Below are 14,279 nucleotides of genomic sequence, written 5' to 3'. Positions count from 1 at the left end.
TATAATAATGACAATGACATGAGACCCCGTATTATGCTTCGCTAATACGGGTCAGACACAGGTATATAGGGATTATATTGCTCTTGCCGCATGGCTTTCAGGCTGGCTATCCAGGTCATCGTGAATTTTAGGAATAGGATTAAACATTTCATGAAGAATAATCCGGGTTCTACTGGTTGGATTAGTACTCGAATAACGTTTCACCGTTTCCCAGTCGCAACGCCCTTCAGCAATCATCCAGCGCATAGTGCTCCAGCGGTTTGGAATCAATTGGCTATCATAAGCCATTTTATAGCGGCGAACGAACTCGGCATATAATTTCAAAGGATCGGTTTCTTTGGAAAAATCTTCAACTGCTGAAGTTGATAAATAATTGCCATGACTTTGAGCCAGCGCAGGATTACTGTATTTTTTAATCACCAGATCTTCCAGCATGAATGCCGCATCACTTGGCATTCCAAACAGGTGCCGAATGGAACTGCCCCAGGAATGATCAGCATAAATAATGTAATGCAAAGGGCTTTCTGTCAGATGGCAGCGGTTCACAAAGGCATCGACCAACTCCGGTTTATCCAATAGATACTCATGAACTGCCTTCAATAAGTCAACGCGATTACTACTCAACAGTTGTCGCATCGCGTCACTGCGTGGTGGTTCCGCACCACGGCACAACAACATGGCAACGCCGCGAAGGGCGTTTTCTTTTTCCTCACCATTTGCGATACGCTCACAAAGCTCGTCCATAGCCGTGTAGCCCGTTTGCCTGTCTTCAAATAAATGCTTATTTTCTGCTTCAAGCACTAATTGCTCTACTGGAAACTCTAACAATGCTTCCAAAGCATTTATTTTTCCCAAACGCGCAGCCAATGACACAGGTGTATCACCCAGCACGCCAAAAGGATTAGACAACACCGCACCCTCGCTGGCTAATAAGCGCACCCCATCCGCCAAATCCAATGCCACGGCCTGATGAAGCGGCTGAAATGCAACCTTGACCGCTTTGCTATCCGCCATACTTGTTGCCATATGGACACCGAGGCCTTTTAGCAGGAAATTTAAAAGCAACCATATATTTTTTGTATTTAAAATCAGCGAAATTAAAGAACGCCCTTCACTGTCGCGCCGATTTACATCAAAGGAAGCGCTATGTGCAGTAAGCGAGAATTCCTGCTTTTTCTTACGTAATTCACCCAGAGTTTTAAGAACACTATGTTCAATGTGCAATTCATTACTTCTATCTTCACCCAAAAGATGAAGAGCCAATCGAGTTTTTCCTGAGGCAACGGCCTGATGCAAGGGTTCCCCAACATTAGCATCTTTGGCTAAACTGACAACATAATCAATCTTGTCTGTCAGATCATCAGAAGAATCCACTTCTTCAGTCCCTTCTTTCTTTTCCGGGCAGACACTAATCAGAAAATTCAAAACGGTCATTTGCGACCCATCGGGTAACCAGAAGAGTTGTTCCAGATAATCTTTATTGATCTTCACCTTGTTATTAACAAAGGCTTTAAATTCTTCCAGACCCATGCCTATGGCTGCAGTCATCTCAGTTACAAAATCCATGATTTAATCCTTCTTCTGGTTACTGCGATAGTCATTTTACCGCATACCGATATTACACAATGAACAATTGAAGATCAAAAGAATCTTTGGCCTGTTTTCATACTAAAACGGCGTCAGCTCATCGCGGGTAGAAAACGTTATTTTTTAACAAATAGTAAATCCCATACTCCGTGCCCTAAACGCTCACCACGTTGCTCAAACTTGGTTAATGGCCGAGAATCAGGTTTAGGAGAATAACCACCGTCTGGCTGGGAATTAACCAAAGCCGGTTCGCCAGACAACACTTCCAGGATATGCTCAGCATATTCCTGCCAATCCGTTGCACAATGAATAAAACCGCCTTGCCTGATTTTGCTGACTAATAATTGAATGAACTCCGGCTGAATCAACCGGCGCTTGTGATGGCGCTTCTTGTGCCAGGGATCCGGAAAAAAAATCTGTACTCCCGCCAAAGAGTTATCTTCTAAATGGTTTTGAAATACTTCAACTGCATCATGGGCAACAACGCGAACATTCTCTAGCTGATGATCGTGCAAATCGGCAACCAGGCTTCCTACTCCTGCCCGGTGAACTTCTATCCCCAGATAATTCAAATCAGGATTATTCTGAGCCATGGTGAACAAGGAAGTCCCCATACCAAAGCCAATTTCAACAACAGTATCGGCACTACGCTGGAATTCATCCGCCAGATTCCAGGGACAATCTTTCATGGGAAGCTCATAGTCTTTCAGCCAAAGCTCTAACCCTTGTTGTTGCCGATTGCTGATACGGCCAGCCCGCAACACATAGCTTTTTATCTTACGATGCATTCTAATTAACTCGATTTAAAAGTCCGGGATTATACTGATTTTGTTTAAAAGTTCTACCAAGCTTCCCCATCGAGTAAATTTTTGATAAATTATACGGCGGTAAATGATTCAGAAATAATATGCTGTTTCTTCATGATGGCATGTTTATTGAGAATGCAACGTAAAAATATTGCAATATTTGAGTTTTTTTGATATAAAACCGCTCTTGTATTTCACATCCGGCTATTTTGTTTAACGAAAGCCCCGAATTTTACAAAGACGACCATAATATATAGAACTTATTTGGAGTAGCACAATGTCTAGAGTATGTCAGGTAACTGGCAAGCGGCCCATGACTGGTAATAAAGTGTCGCACGCTAACAATAAAACCAAAAGACGCTTTCTGCCTAACATTCAGAATCACAAGTTCTGGGTTGAAGAAGAAAATCGATTTGTCTCTTTAAAACTGAGTACCAAAGGTATGCGTATTATCGACAAATTAGGTATCAAAGCAGTTCTGGATAAAATCAGAGCTAACGGTGAAAAAGTATAATTAAGGGGATAAACCATGGCAGCTGTTACCGTAAAAGTGAAAATGGAATCCACAGCAGGAACTGGATACTATAAAACCACTACTAAAAACCCACGTAACCATCCTGAAAAGATGGAACTGATGATGTACGATCCTAAAGTACGCAAGCACGTGCTGTTTAAAGAGAAAAAAGTTAAGTAATTCTTCTGTTCTAATCATTTTTTGCTAACTTGAAGCTAATTTATGATTCAAGTTAGCAAAAATATCTTAAAAATCAAAACAATAATATTTTCAAATAGAAACCTGAAATAATATCTGCCCAGCCCTGTCTGTCAAAATAAATCCAATTTAAGTATCAAATGTACTAAGCATTTCATTTATTTAACAAAATACGTCAAATAACCGTCTTTTAATTCAAATTATGCCGGTTAAATACTGGATAATCCTTACGGATCGTTTAAACTGATAAATAATAGCAGTGTAAACAAAGAGGATTTGCATGAAACCGACATTGCAGCTTAGTATTGGTCAACATCTCACGCTTACTCCACAGCTACAGCAAGCAATAAGACTTTTGCAACTATCAACAATTGATTTACAGCAAGAGATTCAACTCATTGTTGAGTCTAACCCTATGCTCGAAGCAACACCTAATGAAGAAAAAGAAGAGCCCGCTTTAAATGGAAATCAGGAAAACAATGATGAATTTGCTGATTTTCAATGGTCGCAACTCTATAACAATGCCAACAAACGCACCAATTTCGATGAAAACGATTACAATTTTGATAATCTGCATTGCACAACAACCAATTTACAAGACCATCTGCAATGGCAACTCGATTTGTCACCCATGAGCGATGTGGACAGAGTTATTGCTACCACTCTGATTGATGCAATCAATGATGATGGTTTTCTTACCATGTCCATTGATGACCTATACAACAGTTTGAATAGCGAAGATTTTCCACTGGATCTGGATGAAATTGAAGCGGTCAGACACCGATTACAACTATTTGACCCCGTGGGTTGTGCCTCTGCAACATTGGCGGAAACTCTGCTGATTCAATTGGAACAATTGCCTTTAGATACAGGACATCTGGAAATTGCTAAAAAAATTATTATTGAAGACATTGATTTATTAGGTCAGCATAATTACAGACAATTAATGAAAAATCATCAGATCAGTGAAAAAACTATTGATGAAATTCTGCAAATTATTCAACGCCTGAACCCCAAACCCGGTAATTTGATTCATCAGGATATTGCTGAATACATTATCCCTGATTTAACAGTTAAAAAAGTGGACAATCAATGGAAAGTCTATTTGAATCAAAATGTCCTTCCCAATTTAAGCATTAATAGTCAATATGCATCGCTGATTCAACGAGCGGATAACAGTATTGATAATCAATTCCTGAAAAATAATCTTCAGGAAGCACGCTGGTTTCTGAAAAGTATTCAAAGCCGTCAGGAAACACTGCTTAAAGTAGCTACCTGCATCGTTGAATATCAAAAAGGATTCCTGGAACTGGGTGAAGAAGCAATGAAGCCGTTGATTCTTAACGATGTTGCATCAGCTCTGGACATGCACGAATCAACCATCTCACGGGTTACTACTCAGAAATTTATGCACACCCCACGCGGCGTCTTTGAATTGAAATATTTCTTTTCCAGCCATGTGAATACCGATGCGGGCGGTGAATGCTCCTCAACAGCAATTCGGGCGGTAATCAAAAAGCTGATTCAGGCGGAAAACAGGAAAAAACCTTTAAGTGACAGTAAAATTGCTGATTTAATCGCAGAGCAAGGTATTAAGGTAGCAAGACGTACTGTAGCAAAATATAGAGAAGCTATGGGAATTGCCCCCTCTAATGAAAGAAAAATTATTCGTAGTTAATTAATGAAGTCAACCGAAGGAGAGTCTTATGCACATCAACATCACTGGACATCGCTTGGATGTTACTCCTGCACTCAGAGCCTTTACTGAAGAAAAATTCGAAAAGCTTGAGCGTCATTTTGATCATATTACTGCTATTAATGTAGTTTTTGATGTTGAAAAACTGAGGCAAATTGCGGAAGCAACCATTTCTGTCAGTAAAGGTACAGTACATGCAAGTTCAGAATCAGAGGATATGTATGCTGCGATAGATACATTAGTAGATAAACTGAATCGTCAACTTACCGATCATAAAGAAAAAATTCTTGGCCTGCGCGATCACCGGGAATAATCTTTAAGTACCTGCGCCACAGAATTGTAGCCCGTATTAGCGAAGCGTAATACGGGAAATATCAGGTTCATGCGTACTTCGACCCGTATTACGCTTCGCTAATACGGGCTACATCCTTAAAAAAACTGTATTCCCTATACTGCGGGTATATACCTACCGCCAGAGTCATGATACATTGTAAGCGCTATGATAAAGACTAAAATCAAAATTATAAATAAATTAGGTTTACATGCCCGGGCATCAGCGAAATTTGTTTCAACAGCGGCACGATTTCAAAGCCATATCGATGTAACCAAAGACACGCAAACCGTTAATGGTAAAAGCATTATGGGAATCATGATGCTGGCCGCCAATAAGGGCAGCGAACTCACGCTTGAAATAGATGGACCAGATGAAGAAGCAATGAATGACGCTTTGGTTCAGTTGATTAATAATTACTTTGGTGAAGGCGAATAGTTACGTAAAAGGTCAGCCCCACCGTAGCCCGGTCTGCTTGCAGTTGTCTTCTACACCTCTCTGAGAACACAATTGGCATTGACTCTGTCATCCCCCTGCTTGTCCGATGAGTTCAGGGCAGAAACACTGTTCCTGCCAGTATAACTGTTCCGCTTCCTGACGGTCGCGGCTCGGTTTTCGTGCGTTCGTCTTGACTTCATCGTGCACCGGAAACCGAGCCGCGACCGTCAGGAAGCGGAATTTTTGTTGCGGCACAGAGCATGATTTAGTGTGTAGCCCGGTCTGCTTGCAGCCGGGATCGAAGTGGCACCATCCCGGTTGCAAGCAAACCGGGCTACGGCAAACCGGGTTACGGCCTTTCGAGCAAGATGCAAGATCCCTCCTGGCTTACTGCTTTTTTTCTTTATCTGACTTATTGCGTTGTTTTCTCATTTTCCGCAAAGAGAGCAAAGTACAGACCGGGCCTGATAAAGCGAAAAGGCTAAATCCGACAAATAAAACTATTGGAGGGTTCAGGAAAATAACAACAATCAAAATAATAAAAACCAATACATACAAAAATGGGACTTTTCCCTTAAAATCCACCTCTTTAAAACTGTAATAGCGCAAGTTGCTCACCATCAGGATGGACGCAGATAATGCCAAAATTGAAGTGAGTATTGAAATTAAAATATTCTGCCATTCATGCTGATAACACAACCAGACAAAAGACGCCATGACGGCAGCGGCCGGAGGGCAAGGCAATCCCTGAAAATATCGTTTATCCGCTGTTTCCAGTTGTGTATTGAACCGGGCTAGCCTCAATGCGACTGCTGCTGTGTACACAAAGGCAACTAACCAGCCAAACTTGCCCAGCTGGCTCAAAGTAAAATTAAATAAAAGCAATGAAGGAGCTACGCCAAAAGTAACCATGTCCGATAAACTGTCATACTGGGCACCAAATTCTGTCTGGGTATTGGTCAGCCGAGCAATCCGCCCATCCAGCCCATCAGCTATCATTCCAATAAACATAGCAACGACGGCGGCTTCATATTGTCCCTTCATAGAGGAAACTATGGAATAAAATGCAGCAAATAAACTCGCAGTAGTTAATAAATTTGGCAACAAATAAATTCCAGAATGATTTTCTTTTTCCATTCGCAAGCAAGCCTCAATAATATCGAAATCAACCACATGCTATCATAATTGCGCCAAAAACTACTACAGGACATACGAAAAACTCCTCCAGGAAGATACACTGCCATTAAGTTAAGCGGTACTCCACCGTACCGCGGCTTGTCCGCGGTATCCAGGAATCTCACTCCGAACTTAGATCTCTGGATCCCGCGGACAAGCCGCGGGACGGCGGAGTACCGCCTAACTTAATCGCAGCGCACCCCGCCCGGAGGCGCTTTATCGCAAGTCTTGCACTATTGAAAAGAGATTTAATGGATTAATGCAAATAAATTGCATCAAAAGTGATAAATTTCCACCCTGCAAGGCATGATGATGTTATACTTAGCATACTGTATTTAAAATGCATAGAGATATGACTGATTCGGAAAATAAAACCATTATCATTGAAGGGGTAACGTCCCAAGGTAAAACCTTTCGTCCCAGTGACTGGGCCGAACGCATGAGCGGCACATTAGCGAGTTTCAAAAACAGCCGCATCCATTACTCCCCATTGTTACAGCCCAGCGTAAACAGTGAAGGATATCATTGTGTCCTGCTTGACCCAAAACTGAAGGAATCAAGCCCGCAGGTTTACCAATCCATCCTTGATTTTGCCAAAGCCAATAATCTCAGAATTTGTGGTGAAGAAGAGTAAATCCATTATTACACAGTAAGGCGTAATTTACTTAAAAGCCCTGACTGGCCTTCACAGCCAAAGTCCAATGAATTAACGCGTTTAAAATGTAATTAACCATAGCAATAGTATTATCAAAGTTCATCGCCAGAATACCTGCAATAATAAACAACAGACCTTTGGGACCCTCTTGAGTCCCTGGTTGGCTGGCATGAACAACCAAAACACTCCCTCGAACAAACCAGATCACTCCCGCCGTCCTGATAAATACGCCTATTACACTGTATATGTTAGTCGGTGAGGGTGGCGCATAGGTCAATACATTACCCGCTCCAAAAGCAGTATTTGCCATAGTATCCAAAGCCGTAGGAAGATAAATCAGCATGGCACCAAAAAGAATGTGAATCATAGGGGTAAACATTTTTTCCTGGGAAGAAGACTGAGCTCTGTGATCCGCTATTTTTCTTAATTTCCCTATCGCGCTCAAAAAAAATAACACACCCAATAAATAAGCCCCCCCGGTGATTAATTTTTGCATCGGAGCAAGGGATTGGCTGATATTGCCAAGTATTGTGATGAAATCTATACTATTCATATGTTAATTATATGCGTTTAACACTTGCAATGCATAATTTTTCCCCTATATTAAGCACTTTATAATAAAAGTTGAAATCCGTCATGCAAGTAAATACCTTTCCAATCACTTTAGAAGAATCATTTATGATTTCTCCCAAAGTAAAACACTTTATTTTTAAATGTGATATGACCCCTGCGTTTGATTATTCACCAGGTCATTTTATTACCATTCATTTTGACCATGAAGGTAAAAGTTTAAAAAGAAGTTACAGCCTGGCAAATGAACCCAAGCAAGATAATCGTATTGAATTCGCAGCGGGTTATTTTGAAGGTGGCCCCGGAACTCAATTACTATTTAATTTGAAACCAGGCGACACCATTAATATTAATGGTCCTTTTGGGCGTTTGACGCTAAAAGACGAGAATCCTGGCCGTTATATTTTAGTAGCAACCAGTACGGGCACCACCCCTTACAGGGCAATGCTTAACGAACTGGGGCAGCGCATGGAGCAAAATCCCGATTTGCAAGTGGTCATTCTGCAGGGCGTGCAACGCAGAGAAGAAATTCTGTACGGAGAAGATTTTCGAGCATTCATAAAAAAATACCCCCAGGCAAGCTTCAGGTCTTATTTAAGCCGTGAAGACGGACAGCATTTACTTGAAAACGAGTTCAGCGGTTATGTACAACACGCATTTCCTGAGCTCAATCTGGATCCCGCAAAGGATGTAGTTTATTTATGCGGAAATCCAGGTATGATCGATGACGCATTTAATTACTTAAAAGAGCGCGGCTTTGCCATGCAGCAAATAATTCGCGAAAAATATATTTCACGTTAAACCCCAGGTTCCAAGGAGAACAACACATTATGAATTACGAAGAATTATCAGCCACTATGGAGCAAATGCTGCAAGATGGTAAAGGTATTTTGGCTGCCGATGAAAGCAATAGCACCATTGGCAAACGTTTTGCTACCATAAACACCGAAAACACAGAGCAAAATCGCAGAGATTACCGCCTGTTACTCGCTACAACTCCGGATTTGGAACAATACATCAACGGAGTTATTTTATTTGAAGAAACCTTCTACCAAAAAGATGACAACGGTACCCCTATCGCTGAATTGTTTGCCAATAAGGGCATAGTTCCCGGAATTAAAGTAGATAAAGGCCTTGTTGACTTACCTCATACAGAAAATGAAAAAGTAACTCAAGGTCTGGATGGCTTGACTGAGCGCTTGCTTGAGTTCAAAAAAATGGGAGCAAAATTTGCCAAGTGGCGTAACGTTTATTCCATTTCCCAATACACACCCAGTTTATCTGCTATTAAAACCGGCGCAGAAAACCTGGCGCGCTATGCTGCTGCCTGCCAATCTGTTGGAATCGTTCCAATAGTTGAGCCTGAAGTCCTGATGGATGGTACTCATGATATTGATCAATGTGCTGAAGTCTGTGAGATGGTATTACATGAAGTATTCCATGCTCTGTTCATTCACCAGGTTGAACTGGAACATATTATCTTGAAGCCAAGCATGGTTACCAGTGGTAAAGAGGTAAAACCATTTAGCGAACCTGACGAAGTGTCTGAATACACCATTAGCGTATTCCGCAATAACGTACCAGCAGCAGTGCCCACCATTAACTTCCTGTCTGGCGGACAAACACCACAACAGGCAACAGCTAATTTAAACGCCATGAATACTCTTGGCCATCAACCCTGGTTATTAAGTTTTTCTTATGGTAGAGCACTGCAGGAAGATTGTTTAAGTGCCTGGGGTGGAAAGAAAGAAAATATTGCCAAAGCTCAGGAAGCCCTGATCAAACGCGCTCGTCTGAACAGCATGGCCTGTTTTGGTGAGTATAATAGCGAGATGGAATAATAAAGCAGGTTGGACCCTTGGCCTAACAATCTGTCGTCAGCTGTCAAGCTAAGGCTCGACACTTAAACGGTGGCAGAGTCTGGCTCCCTCGCCCGCGAAAGGAATTCTATTAATAATCATATCTTTATCGCGGGAGAGGGCTGGGGAGAGGGTCAAGATCGACATTTGCCCTCTCCCTAACCCTCTCCCGCGCTCAACTGCAGTTCTATACACGAATTCCTGGCGCGGGCGAGGGGACTGAACCGTGCCGTTTGCACCTTCTGAGCCTTAGCTTGACGCCTATGTATCTAAAGTAGAGGGGCTACTTGCGCTGATCATCATGTTTATTTATATCTTTTTACAAATAATTCTCAAAGCAATTCAAAGCGCGCAAACAAAGGTAAATGATCTGACAGCATCCGCCAGGGTTTGCCCTGCAAACAGGCAACCTCTTTGACATTCATACCACGAAAATACACCCGATCCACACATAAAGAAGGCCTTATCGCAGGAAAAGAACGGGCGTGCTGCCCTTCTACAGCCACAAACGCTTCTTCTATACCCAAATCATTTGCCAGAACTTTAGAAATCACCGTTCGCCAATCATTAAAGTCACCAGCCATTAGCAAGGGCTCATCAGGAGGAACCATATCTTTTATGCGCTGCATCAAAGCCCTGCACTGTTCTGTCCGCTCTGCCTTAAACAATCCCAAATGAACACAAAGCAAATGAACGGTTACGTTATCAATTTTTAACTGCGTGTGCAGAATTCCTCGTGACGCCCTGTTAATAGTCGACAGATTAATGCTCTCAAAACGATCAAAAGGATATTTGCTTAAAATGGCATTACCATGATGCCCGGATTGATATACTGCATTTTTGGCATAAATATAGTGTGGCCATATGTTTTCGGCAATGTATTCAAATTGCGGCGAATCTGGCCAGGAGTTAATACGCTTCTCGCGTTTTCGGTGCTTGCCTTGCACTTCCTGCAAAAACACGAAATCGGGGTTTAAGCCGGTTATGGCCTCTCTCATTTCAGGCAGCAGGAAACGAACCGCCCCCACACCAAAACCTTTATGAATGTTATATGTTATCAGCGAAATGCTGCCACCCGCCCCTTGCTGCATATCTATTATACCTTTTCCAGGTTCTATACTAAGAATAGACTAAGCGGCTATAAAAAATAACCCTTTAGAGCTAAAAATCGCAATTGTCTTGTTATAAAAATGCTCCGGTAATTTTTACAAAATGAGATGCACGTATATACTATGTTTTATCAGACGCTTGTATGGGATACCAATGAACTCACGGGAATTAACTATTCAAGGCTTAACCATAGCATACAAAACATGGGGCAGTCCTAAAAATCCGCCTATTGTTGCCTTACATGGCTGGCTCGATAATGCCAACAGTTTTGACTATCTGGCGCCTTATCTGCAAGAGCACTATTATTTTATTGCAATTGATCTGCCAGGACACGGCCATTCATCCCATTTGCCCTTAAGCAGCAATTACCATTTTACCGATGGCATATTTACAGTAGTACAAATCATCGATGAGTTAGAGTATGACAAGATTCACTTGTTAGGCCATTCCATGGGCGCCTGCCTGGCAAGCCTCGTGGGTGGAGTTGCTCCGGAACGCCTTTTATCCCTTAGCCTGATTGAAGGGCTAGGGCCATTTTCTGCTCCTGGAGAAACAGCATCGGCTCAATTGTCCAAATATTTAAGTCATCTGACGCAAAAAGAAGAAAAAAAGGCGAAAGGATATAACACATTTGAAAATATGGCTCTTGCCCGATCATTGAAAGGATATGTCTCTCTTGATATTGCCAAAACACTTTGTGAGAGAGGGGTGAGGGAAGAGGACGGTCTTTACTACTGGCGACATGACAGAAGACTGATACAACCTTCTCCGCTTAGAATGACCGAGGCTCAGGTTATCTCTTGCCTGGAGCGTATTGCCGTAAAAACCTGTTTAATTTTAGCCGATAAAGGATTTTCCTTTGATTCTGAACTGACACAAGGACGAATAAAATCGATAAAGGATTTAAGCATTGTCCATTTGGAAGGTGGGCATCACATTCATATGGAGCAGCCAGAACATGTAGCGAAACTGCTGGCTGCGCTCTACAAGGCCTGAAATAAAAGGTCAGCCACTGGTAGAAACTGCCGTAGCCCGGTCTGCTTGCAGCCGGGAATGGAGACTTGGTTAGAACGTCAGTTCCCGGTTGCAAGCAACCGGGCTACACCTAAGTTCAGGCCAGTTTTTGATTTGATTATTCAGTAAAGCAAGATTGGTAGTTAATAGTCACATCACTCAGTGATTTTTTAACATCATCTAAAGAATAACCTAAATCTTTAGCTGCTTTTAAAGCACCGCAACCGCCTTCATCAAAAGTTGAATAAGGTGTCCAGTAATCCATGTTTGCTTTCACCATAACATCGAATGCCATACGGGTATTCCAGTCAGGTTGATTCGCCAGGATGTAGAACAGATGGTTGAATACCCCACTGGAATAATGCACATCCAGTCCACCATAATAGTCATCAGCTACGTCAATAGAACGACCGTCTTTACTTGGTTTGTCCATATAACGTAAGGCTTCATAACCACTGTCTTCTTTCATGATTTCAGGGCCAATTTGCCAGCTGTTCTTGCCTACTGAATAATATTCAGCGGCTTGAGCTGCCATATCAGAGAATGCTTCGTTCATACCACCAGACTGGCCAAAATACTCAAGACCTGAATGCTGTTCCGTGAAACCATGGCTTACTTCATGACCGCCAACACCTAATGAAACCAATGGATACATCATGGTATCGCCATCACCAAAGGTCATTTGTCTGCCATCCCAGTATGCATTTTCATAACCAGAACCGTAATGAACGCGCATTACTAATTGCATGGGCGTACCATCAGATTTGGTCAACGCCTCTATACCATACCAGTCATGGTACATATGTTTGATTACATAACCTGCATATAATGCATCATTAGTTGGTGACGATGCGCCATTATCTCTGTCATATCCATCCGCCTGGTAACCAGTGAAGAAGATATTGGATTGATTGTCAACAGCGGCTTTACAGGAAAACTGCATGGGTTTGTTATTAGAATAATACTTATGCAACATATCCACTACTTTAACATCAGTATTTTCCATGTAACACATTTCAGCAGTCACATCACGGCTCAGTTCCAGAAAAGGTAATTCTTTACCAAACTGGTACTCACCCATTTTATTGTTTCCGCCAAAGCCTGTTCCTTTTGCAGGAACCGTTGCTGTTTTCACGTCATCCCACTGAACAAAAGGCTTATTGGTTTGCGCATCAATAATAGCGGTGGGACGCGCAGGAATTTTATCGTCATAGCTGACAAACACGCTGACTTTATAAGCCCAATGAGCTTGTTGCTTGTCATCTATATAAATCATTGGTGTTACTTGTTCTTCGCTAACACGGTTATCCGCATAGGTTTTTTTGAACTGTTGCAAAGCCACAGAAGCGTTCTTAACAAAAGAATCACTGGGCTGACCCAATTCAGATTGCAGACCTTGATACACCACGCCATTCATTTCAACATCAGATTTTGCTGAAGCTAAAGATTTGGCAGTATTTTTACTGTGCATAATGGCATAACCGCCAAAGACAGGGAATCCTGCATATTGTTGCTGCATGCGAACGTGAGTCACTTTGTTGGCATCTGTATGTTGTCTGATAAATTGCAGGCTATCAGGACTAACAGTGGCACCTTTCATAACACCTGGTAAGGACAATTGAAATTTTTGCTGTAATTGAGCAAAACTTGCCTTCTGTAAAGGCATAGGTTCAGCAGCTTTTACTGGCGAGGCTAAACCTAAAGCAACGGCAACAGCTAAAGGTGACAAATAATAATTTGGGTGCATTGGTTCTAACTCCTTAAACTAAATTCGCATGAGACAACTCTTCCTGGAGAGTCCATGTTGTTATATAACCCTATAATTTATCAGTTTTTTTTATGAAAGTACTGAAGGATTTAGTACTTCAGTGGCAGGCGCTCCGGCCACAACTAAACGTCAAAATCAAGGATGATCCAAACTTGGTCTATGCTCTGAGGATAACGCGCCTCATCAGCATATACCTGTTGCTAATCAAATAATCCGGATAAAGATCTAAAATACTTAATCATAATCAGGTACATAACCAACTACTATTTTTCAAAATGCAAGTGCATCTTGCCAAACGTTTCAAAGCTAGCATAGTTTTATCTTTTTGGAAATTATTATTTCAGGATCAATGCTTCTGCCGCGACCGTGAGGGAGCGGAACCCTGGTGCATACGAACGAATACGAACAGTAACACGGAGCATCGTAGTGCATCGAACTGTTCCGCTCCCTCACGAGAATGTAGTAATAATCACCTACGTCCTGCGGCTTGTCCGCAGGATCCAGAAAATTCAGCGTAAATATGAAAGATATCAAGTCTTTGTGCTCATTAGTAGATC

Annotated in this window: 15 protein-coding genes; 9 read left to right on the top strand and 6 right to left on the bottom strand. The window is 41.9% G+C overall.

The genetic code is table 11. The features are described 5' to 3' along the window. Positions 1 to 72: 72 nt before the first annotated feature. A complete protein-coding gene (gene ankC / locus B094_RS0105555) occupies positions 73 to 1,566 on the bottom strand; it encodes a Dot/Icm T4SS effector AnkC/LegA12 (protein ID WP_018576813.1) in 1,494 nt (497 codons plus the stop codon). Positions 1,567 to 1,703: 137 nt separating this feature from the next. Beyond that, positions 1,704 to 2,375, bottom strand: coding sequence for a tRNA (guanosine(46)-N7)-methyltransferase TrmB (gene trmB, locus B094_RS0105550; RefSeq protein ID WP_018576812.1), 672 nt, complete (start codon positions 2,373 to 2,375; stop codon positions 1,704 to 1,706). A 295-nt stretch (positions 2,376 to 2,670) separates the two neighbouring features. On the opposite strand from trmB, the gene rpmB reads away from it, so the two are divergent. The 5 genes from rpmB to B094_RS0105525 all read left to right on the top strand — a co-directional run bounded on the left by rpmB (position 2,671) and on the right by B094_RS0105525 (position 5,570). Then, positions 2,671 to 2,907: a 50S ribosomal protein L28 gene (gene rpmB / locus B094_RS0105545; RefSeq protein ID WP_018576811.1), complete on the top strand. Its 237-nt coding sequence runs from the start codon at positions 2,671 to 2,673 to the stop codon at positions 2,905 to 2,907. A gap of 15 nt (positions 2,908 to 2,922) precedes the next feature. After that, the gene (rpmG, locus tag B094_RS0105540; protein ID WP_006872450.1) at positions 2,923 to 3,087 is read left to right on the top strand and encodes a 50S ribosomal protein L33; all 165 of its coding nucleotides are present in this window, start codon (positions 2,923 to 2,925) and stop codon (positions 3,085 to 3,087) included. A 298-nt stretch (positions 3,088 to 3,385) separates the two neighbouring features. Then, positions 3,386 to 4,783 (top strand): RNA polymerase factor sigma-54, encoded by a 1,398-nt coding sequence (locus B094_RS0105535; RefSeq protein ID WP_018576810.1) that lies wholly within the window; start codon positions 3,386 to 3,388, stop codon positions 4,781 to 4,783. Between the two features lie 28 nt (positions 4,784 to 4,811). Beyond that, positions 4,812 to 5,114 (top strand): ribosome hibernation-promoting factor, HPF/YfiA family, encoded by a 303-nt coding sequence (gene hpf, locus B094_RS0105530; protein WP_018576809.1) that lies wholly within the window; start codon positions 4,812 to 4,814, stop codon positions 5,112 to 5,114. Positions 5,115 to 5,300: 186 nt separating this feature from the next. Beyond that, entirely contained in the window at positions 5,301 to 5,570 is a 270-nt protein-coding gene (locus tag B094_RS0105525) for an HPr family phosphocarrier protein (protein ID WP_018576808.1), read from the top strand. Positions 5,571 to 5,957: 387 nt separating this feature from the next. Here the strand turns inward: B094_RS0105525 and pssA are convergent, their stop codons facing one another. Beyond that, a complete protein-coding gene (gene pssA, locus B094_RS0105520; protein ID WP_026253899.1) occupies positions 5,958 to 6,707 on the bottom strand; it encodes a CDP-diacylglycerol--serine O-phosphatidyltransferase in 750 nt (249 codons plus the stop codon). Between the two features lie 391 nt (positions 6,708 to 7,098). Here pssA and B094_RS0105515 point away from each other — a divergent pair, with 391 nt between their 5' ends. After that, on the top strand, positions 7,099 to 7,380 hold the full coding sequence (locus B094_RS0105515; protein WP_018576806.1) for a DUF3579 domain-containing protein: 282 nt from the start codon (positions 7,099 to 7,101) through the stop codon (positions 7,378 to 7,380). 31 nt (positions 7,381 to 7,411) lie between these two features. On the opposite strand, the gene B094_RS0105510 is transcribed toward B094_RS0105515, so the two are convergent. Continuing rightward, positions 7,412 to 7,954, bottom strand: coding sequence for a hypothetical protein (locus B094_RS0105510; protein ID WP_018576805.1), 543 nt, complete (start codon positions 7,952 to 7,954; stop codon positions 7,412 to 7,414). An 83-nt stretch (positions 7,955 to 8,037) separates the two neighbouring features. Here B094_RS0105510 and B094_RS0105505 point away from each other — a divergent pair, with 83 nt between their 5' ends. Both B094_RS0105505 and B094_RS0105500 read left to right on the top strand, forming a co-directional pair. Beyond that, the gene (locus B094_RS0105505; protein ID WP_018576804.1) at positions 8,038 to 8,772 is read left to right on the top strand and encodes a ferredoxin--NADP reductase; all 735 of its coding nucleotides are present in this window, start codon (positions 8,038 to 8,040) and stop codon (positions 8,770 to 8,772) included. Between the two features lie 29 nt (positions 8,773 to 8,801). Further along, on the top strand, positions 8,802 to 9,812 hold the full coding sequence (locus B094_RS0105500; RefSeq protein WP_018576803.1) for a class I fructose-bisphosphate aldolase: 1,011 nt from the start codon (positions 8,802 to 8,804) through the stop codon (positions 9,810 to 9,812). 350 nt (positions 9,813 to 10,162) lie between these two features. Here B094_RS0105500 and B094_RS0105495 read toward each other — a convergent pair whose 3' ends face one another. Further along, on the bottom strand, positions 10,163 to 10,921 hold the full coding sequence (locus B094_RS0105495; RefSeq protein WP_018576802.1) for an endonuclease/exonuclease/phosphatase family protein: 759 nt from the start codon (positions 10,919 to 10,921) through the stop codon (positions 10,163 to 10,165). A 172-nt stretch (positions 10,922 to 11,093) separates the two neighbouring features. On the opposite strand from B094_RS0105495, the gene B094_RS0105490 reads away from it, so the two are divergent. Further along, complete coding sequence (locus B094_RS0105490; RefSeq protein WP_018576801.1) at positions 11,094 to 11,936, top strand: alpha/beta fold hydrolase; 843 nt, start codon at positions 11,094 to 11,096, stop codon at positions 11,934 to 11,936. Between the two features lie 136 nt (positions 11,937 to 12,072). Here the strand turns inward: B094_RS0105490 and proA are convergent, their stop codons facing one another. Beyond that, the gene (proA, locus tag B094_RS0105485; RefSeq protein WP_018576800.1) at positions 12,073 to 13,701 is read right to left on the bottom strand and encodes a zinc metalloprotease ProA; all 1,629 of its coding nucleotides are present in this window, start codon (positions 13,699 to 13,701) and stop codon (positions 12,073 to 12,075) included. Positions 13,702 to 14,279 lie beyond the last annotated feature (578 nt).

The organism is Legionella shakespearei DSM 23087 (genome assembly GCF_000373765.1).
Taxonomy (GTDB): domain Bacteria; phylum Pseudomonadota; class Gammaproteobacteria; order Legionellales; family Legionellaceae; genus Legionella; species Legionella shakespearei.
The sequence above is the reverse complement of the archived record's forward strand: the minus strand, read 5'-3'. Positions and strand labels throughout refer to the sequence as shown.

Coding starts and splice junctions, on each gene's coding strand:
- B094_RS0105515 (WP_018576806.1), top strand. CDS start 7,099: ATGACTGATTCGGAAAATAAAACCATTATCATTGAAGGGGTAACGTCC.
- B094_RS0105500 (WP_018576803.1), top strand. CDS start 8,802: ATGAATTACGAAGAATTATCAGCCACTATGGAGCAAATGCTGCAAGAT.
- rpmB (WP_018576811.1), top strand. CDS start 2,671: ATGTCTAGAGTATGTCAGGTAACTGGCAAGCGGCCCATGACTGGTAAT.
- proA (WP_018576800.1), bottom strand. CDS start 13,701: ATGCACCCAAATTATTATTTGTCACCTTTAGCTGTTGCCGTTGCTTTA.
- trmB (WP_018576812.1), bottom strand. CDS start 2,375: ATGCATCGTAAGATAAAAAGCTATGTGTTGCGGGCTGGCCGTATCAGC.
- hpf (WP_018576809.1), top strand. CDS start 4,812: ATGCACATCAACATCACTGGACATCGCTTGGATGTTACTCCTGCACTC.
- B094_RS0105505 (WP_018576804.1), top strand. CDS start 8,038: ATGCAAGTAAATACCTTTCCAATCACTTTAGAAGAATCATTTATGATT.
- B094_RS0105535 (WP_018576810.1), top strand. CDS start 3,386: ATGAAACCGACATTGCAGCTTAGTATTGGTCAACATCTCACGCTTACT.
- rpmG (WP_006872450.1), top strand. CDS start 2,923: ATGGCAGCTGTTACCGTAAAAGTGAAAATGGAATCCACAGCAGGAACT.
- B094_RS0105510 (WP_018576805.1), bottom strand. CDS start 7,954: ATGAATAGTATAGATTTCATCACAATACTTGGCAATATCAGCCAATCC.
- B094_RS0105525 (WP_018576808.1), top strand. CDS start 5,301: ATGATAAAGACTAAAATCAAAATTATAAATAAATTAGGTTTACATGCC.
- pssA (WP_026253899.1), bottom strand. CDS start 6,707: ATGGAAAAAGAAAATCATTCTGGAATTTATTTGTTGCCAAATTTATTA.
- B094_RS0105490 (WP_018576801.1), top strand. CDS start 11,094: ATGAACTCACGGGAATTAACTATTCAAGGCTTAACCATAGCATACAAA.
- ankC (WP_018576813.1), bottom strand. CDS start 1,566: ATGGATTTTGTAACTGAGATGACTGCAGCCATAGGCATGGGTCTGGAA.
- B094_RS0105495 (WP_018576802.1), bottom strand. CDS start 10,921: ATGCAGCAAGGGGCGGGTGGCAGCATTTCGCTGATAACATATAACATT.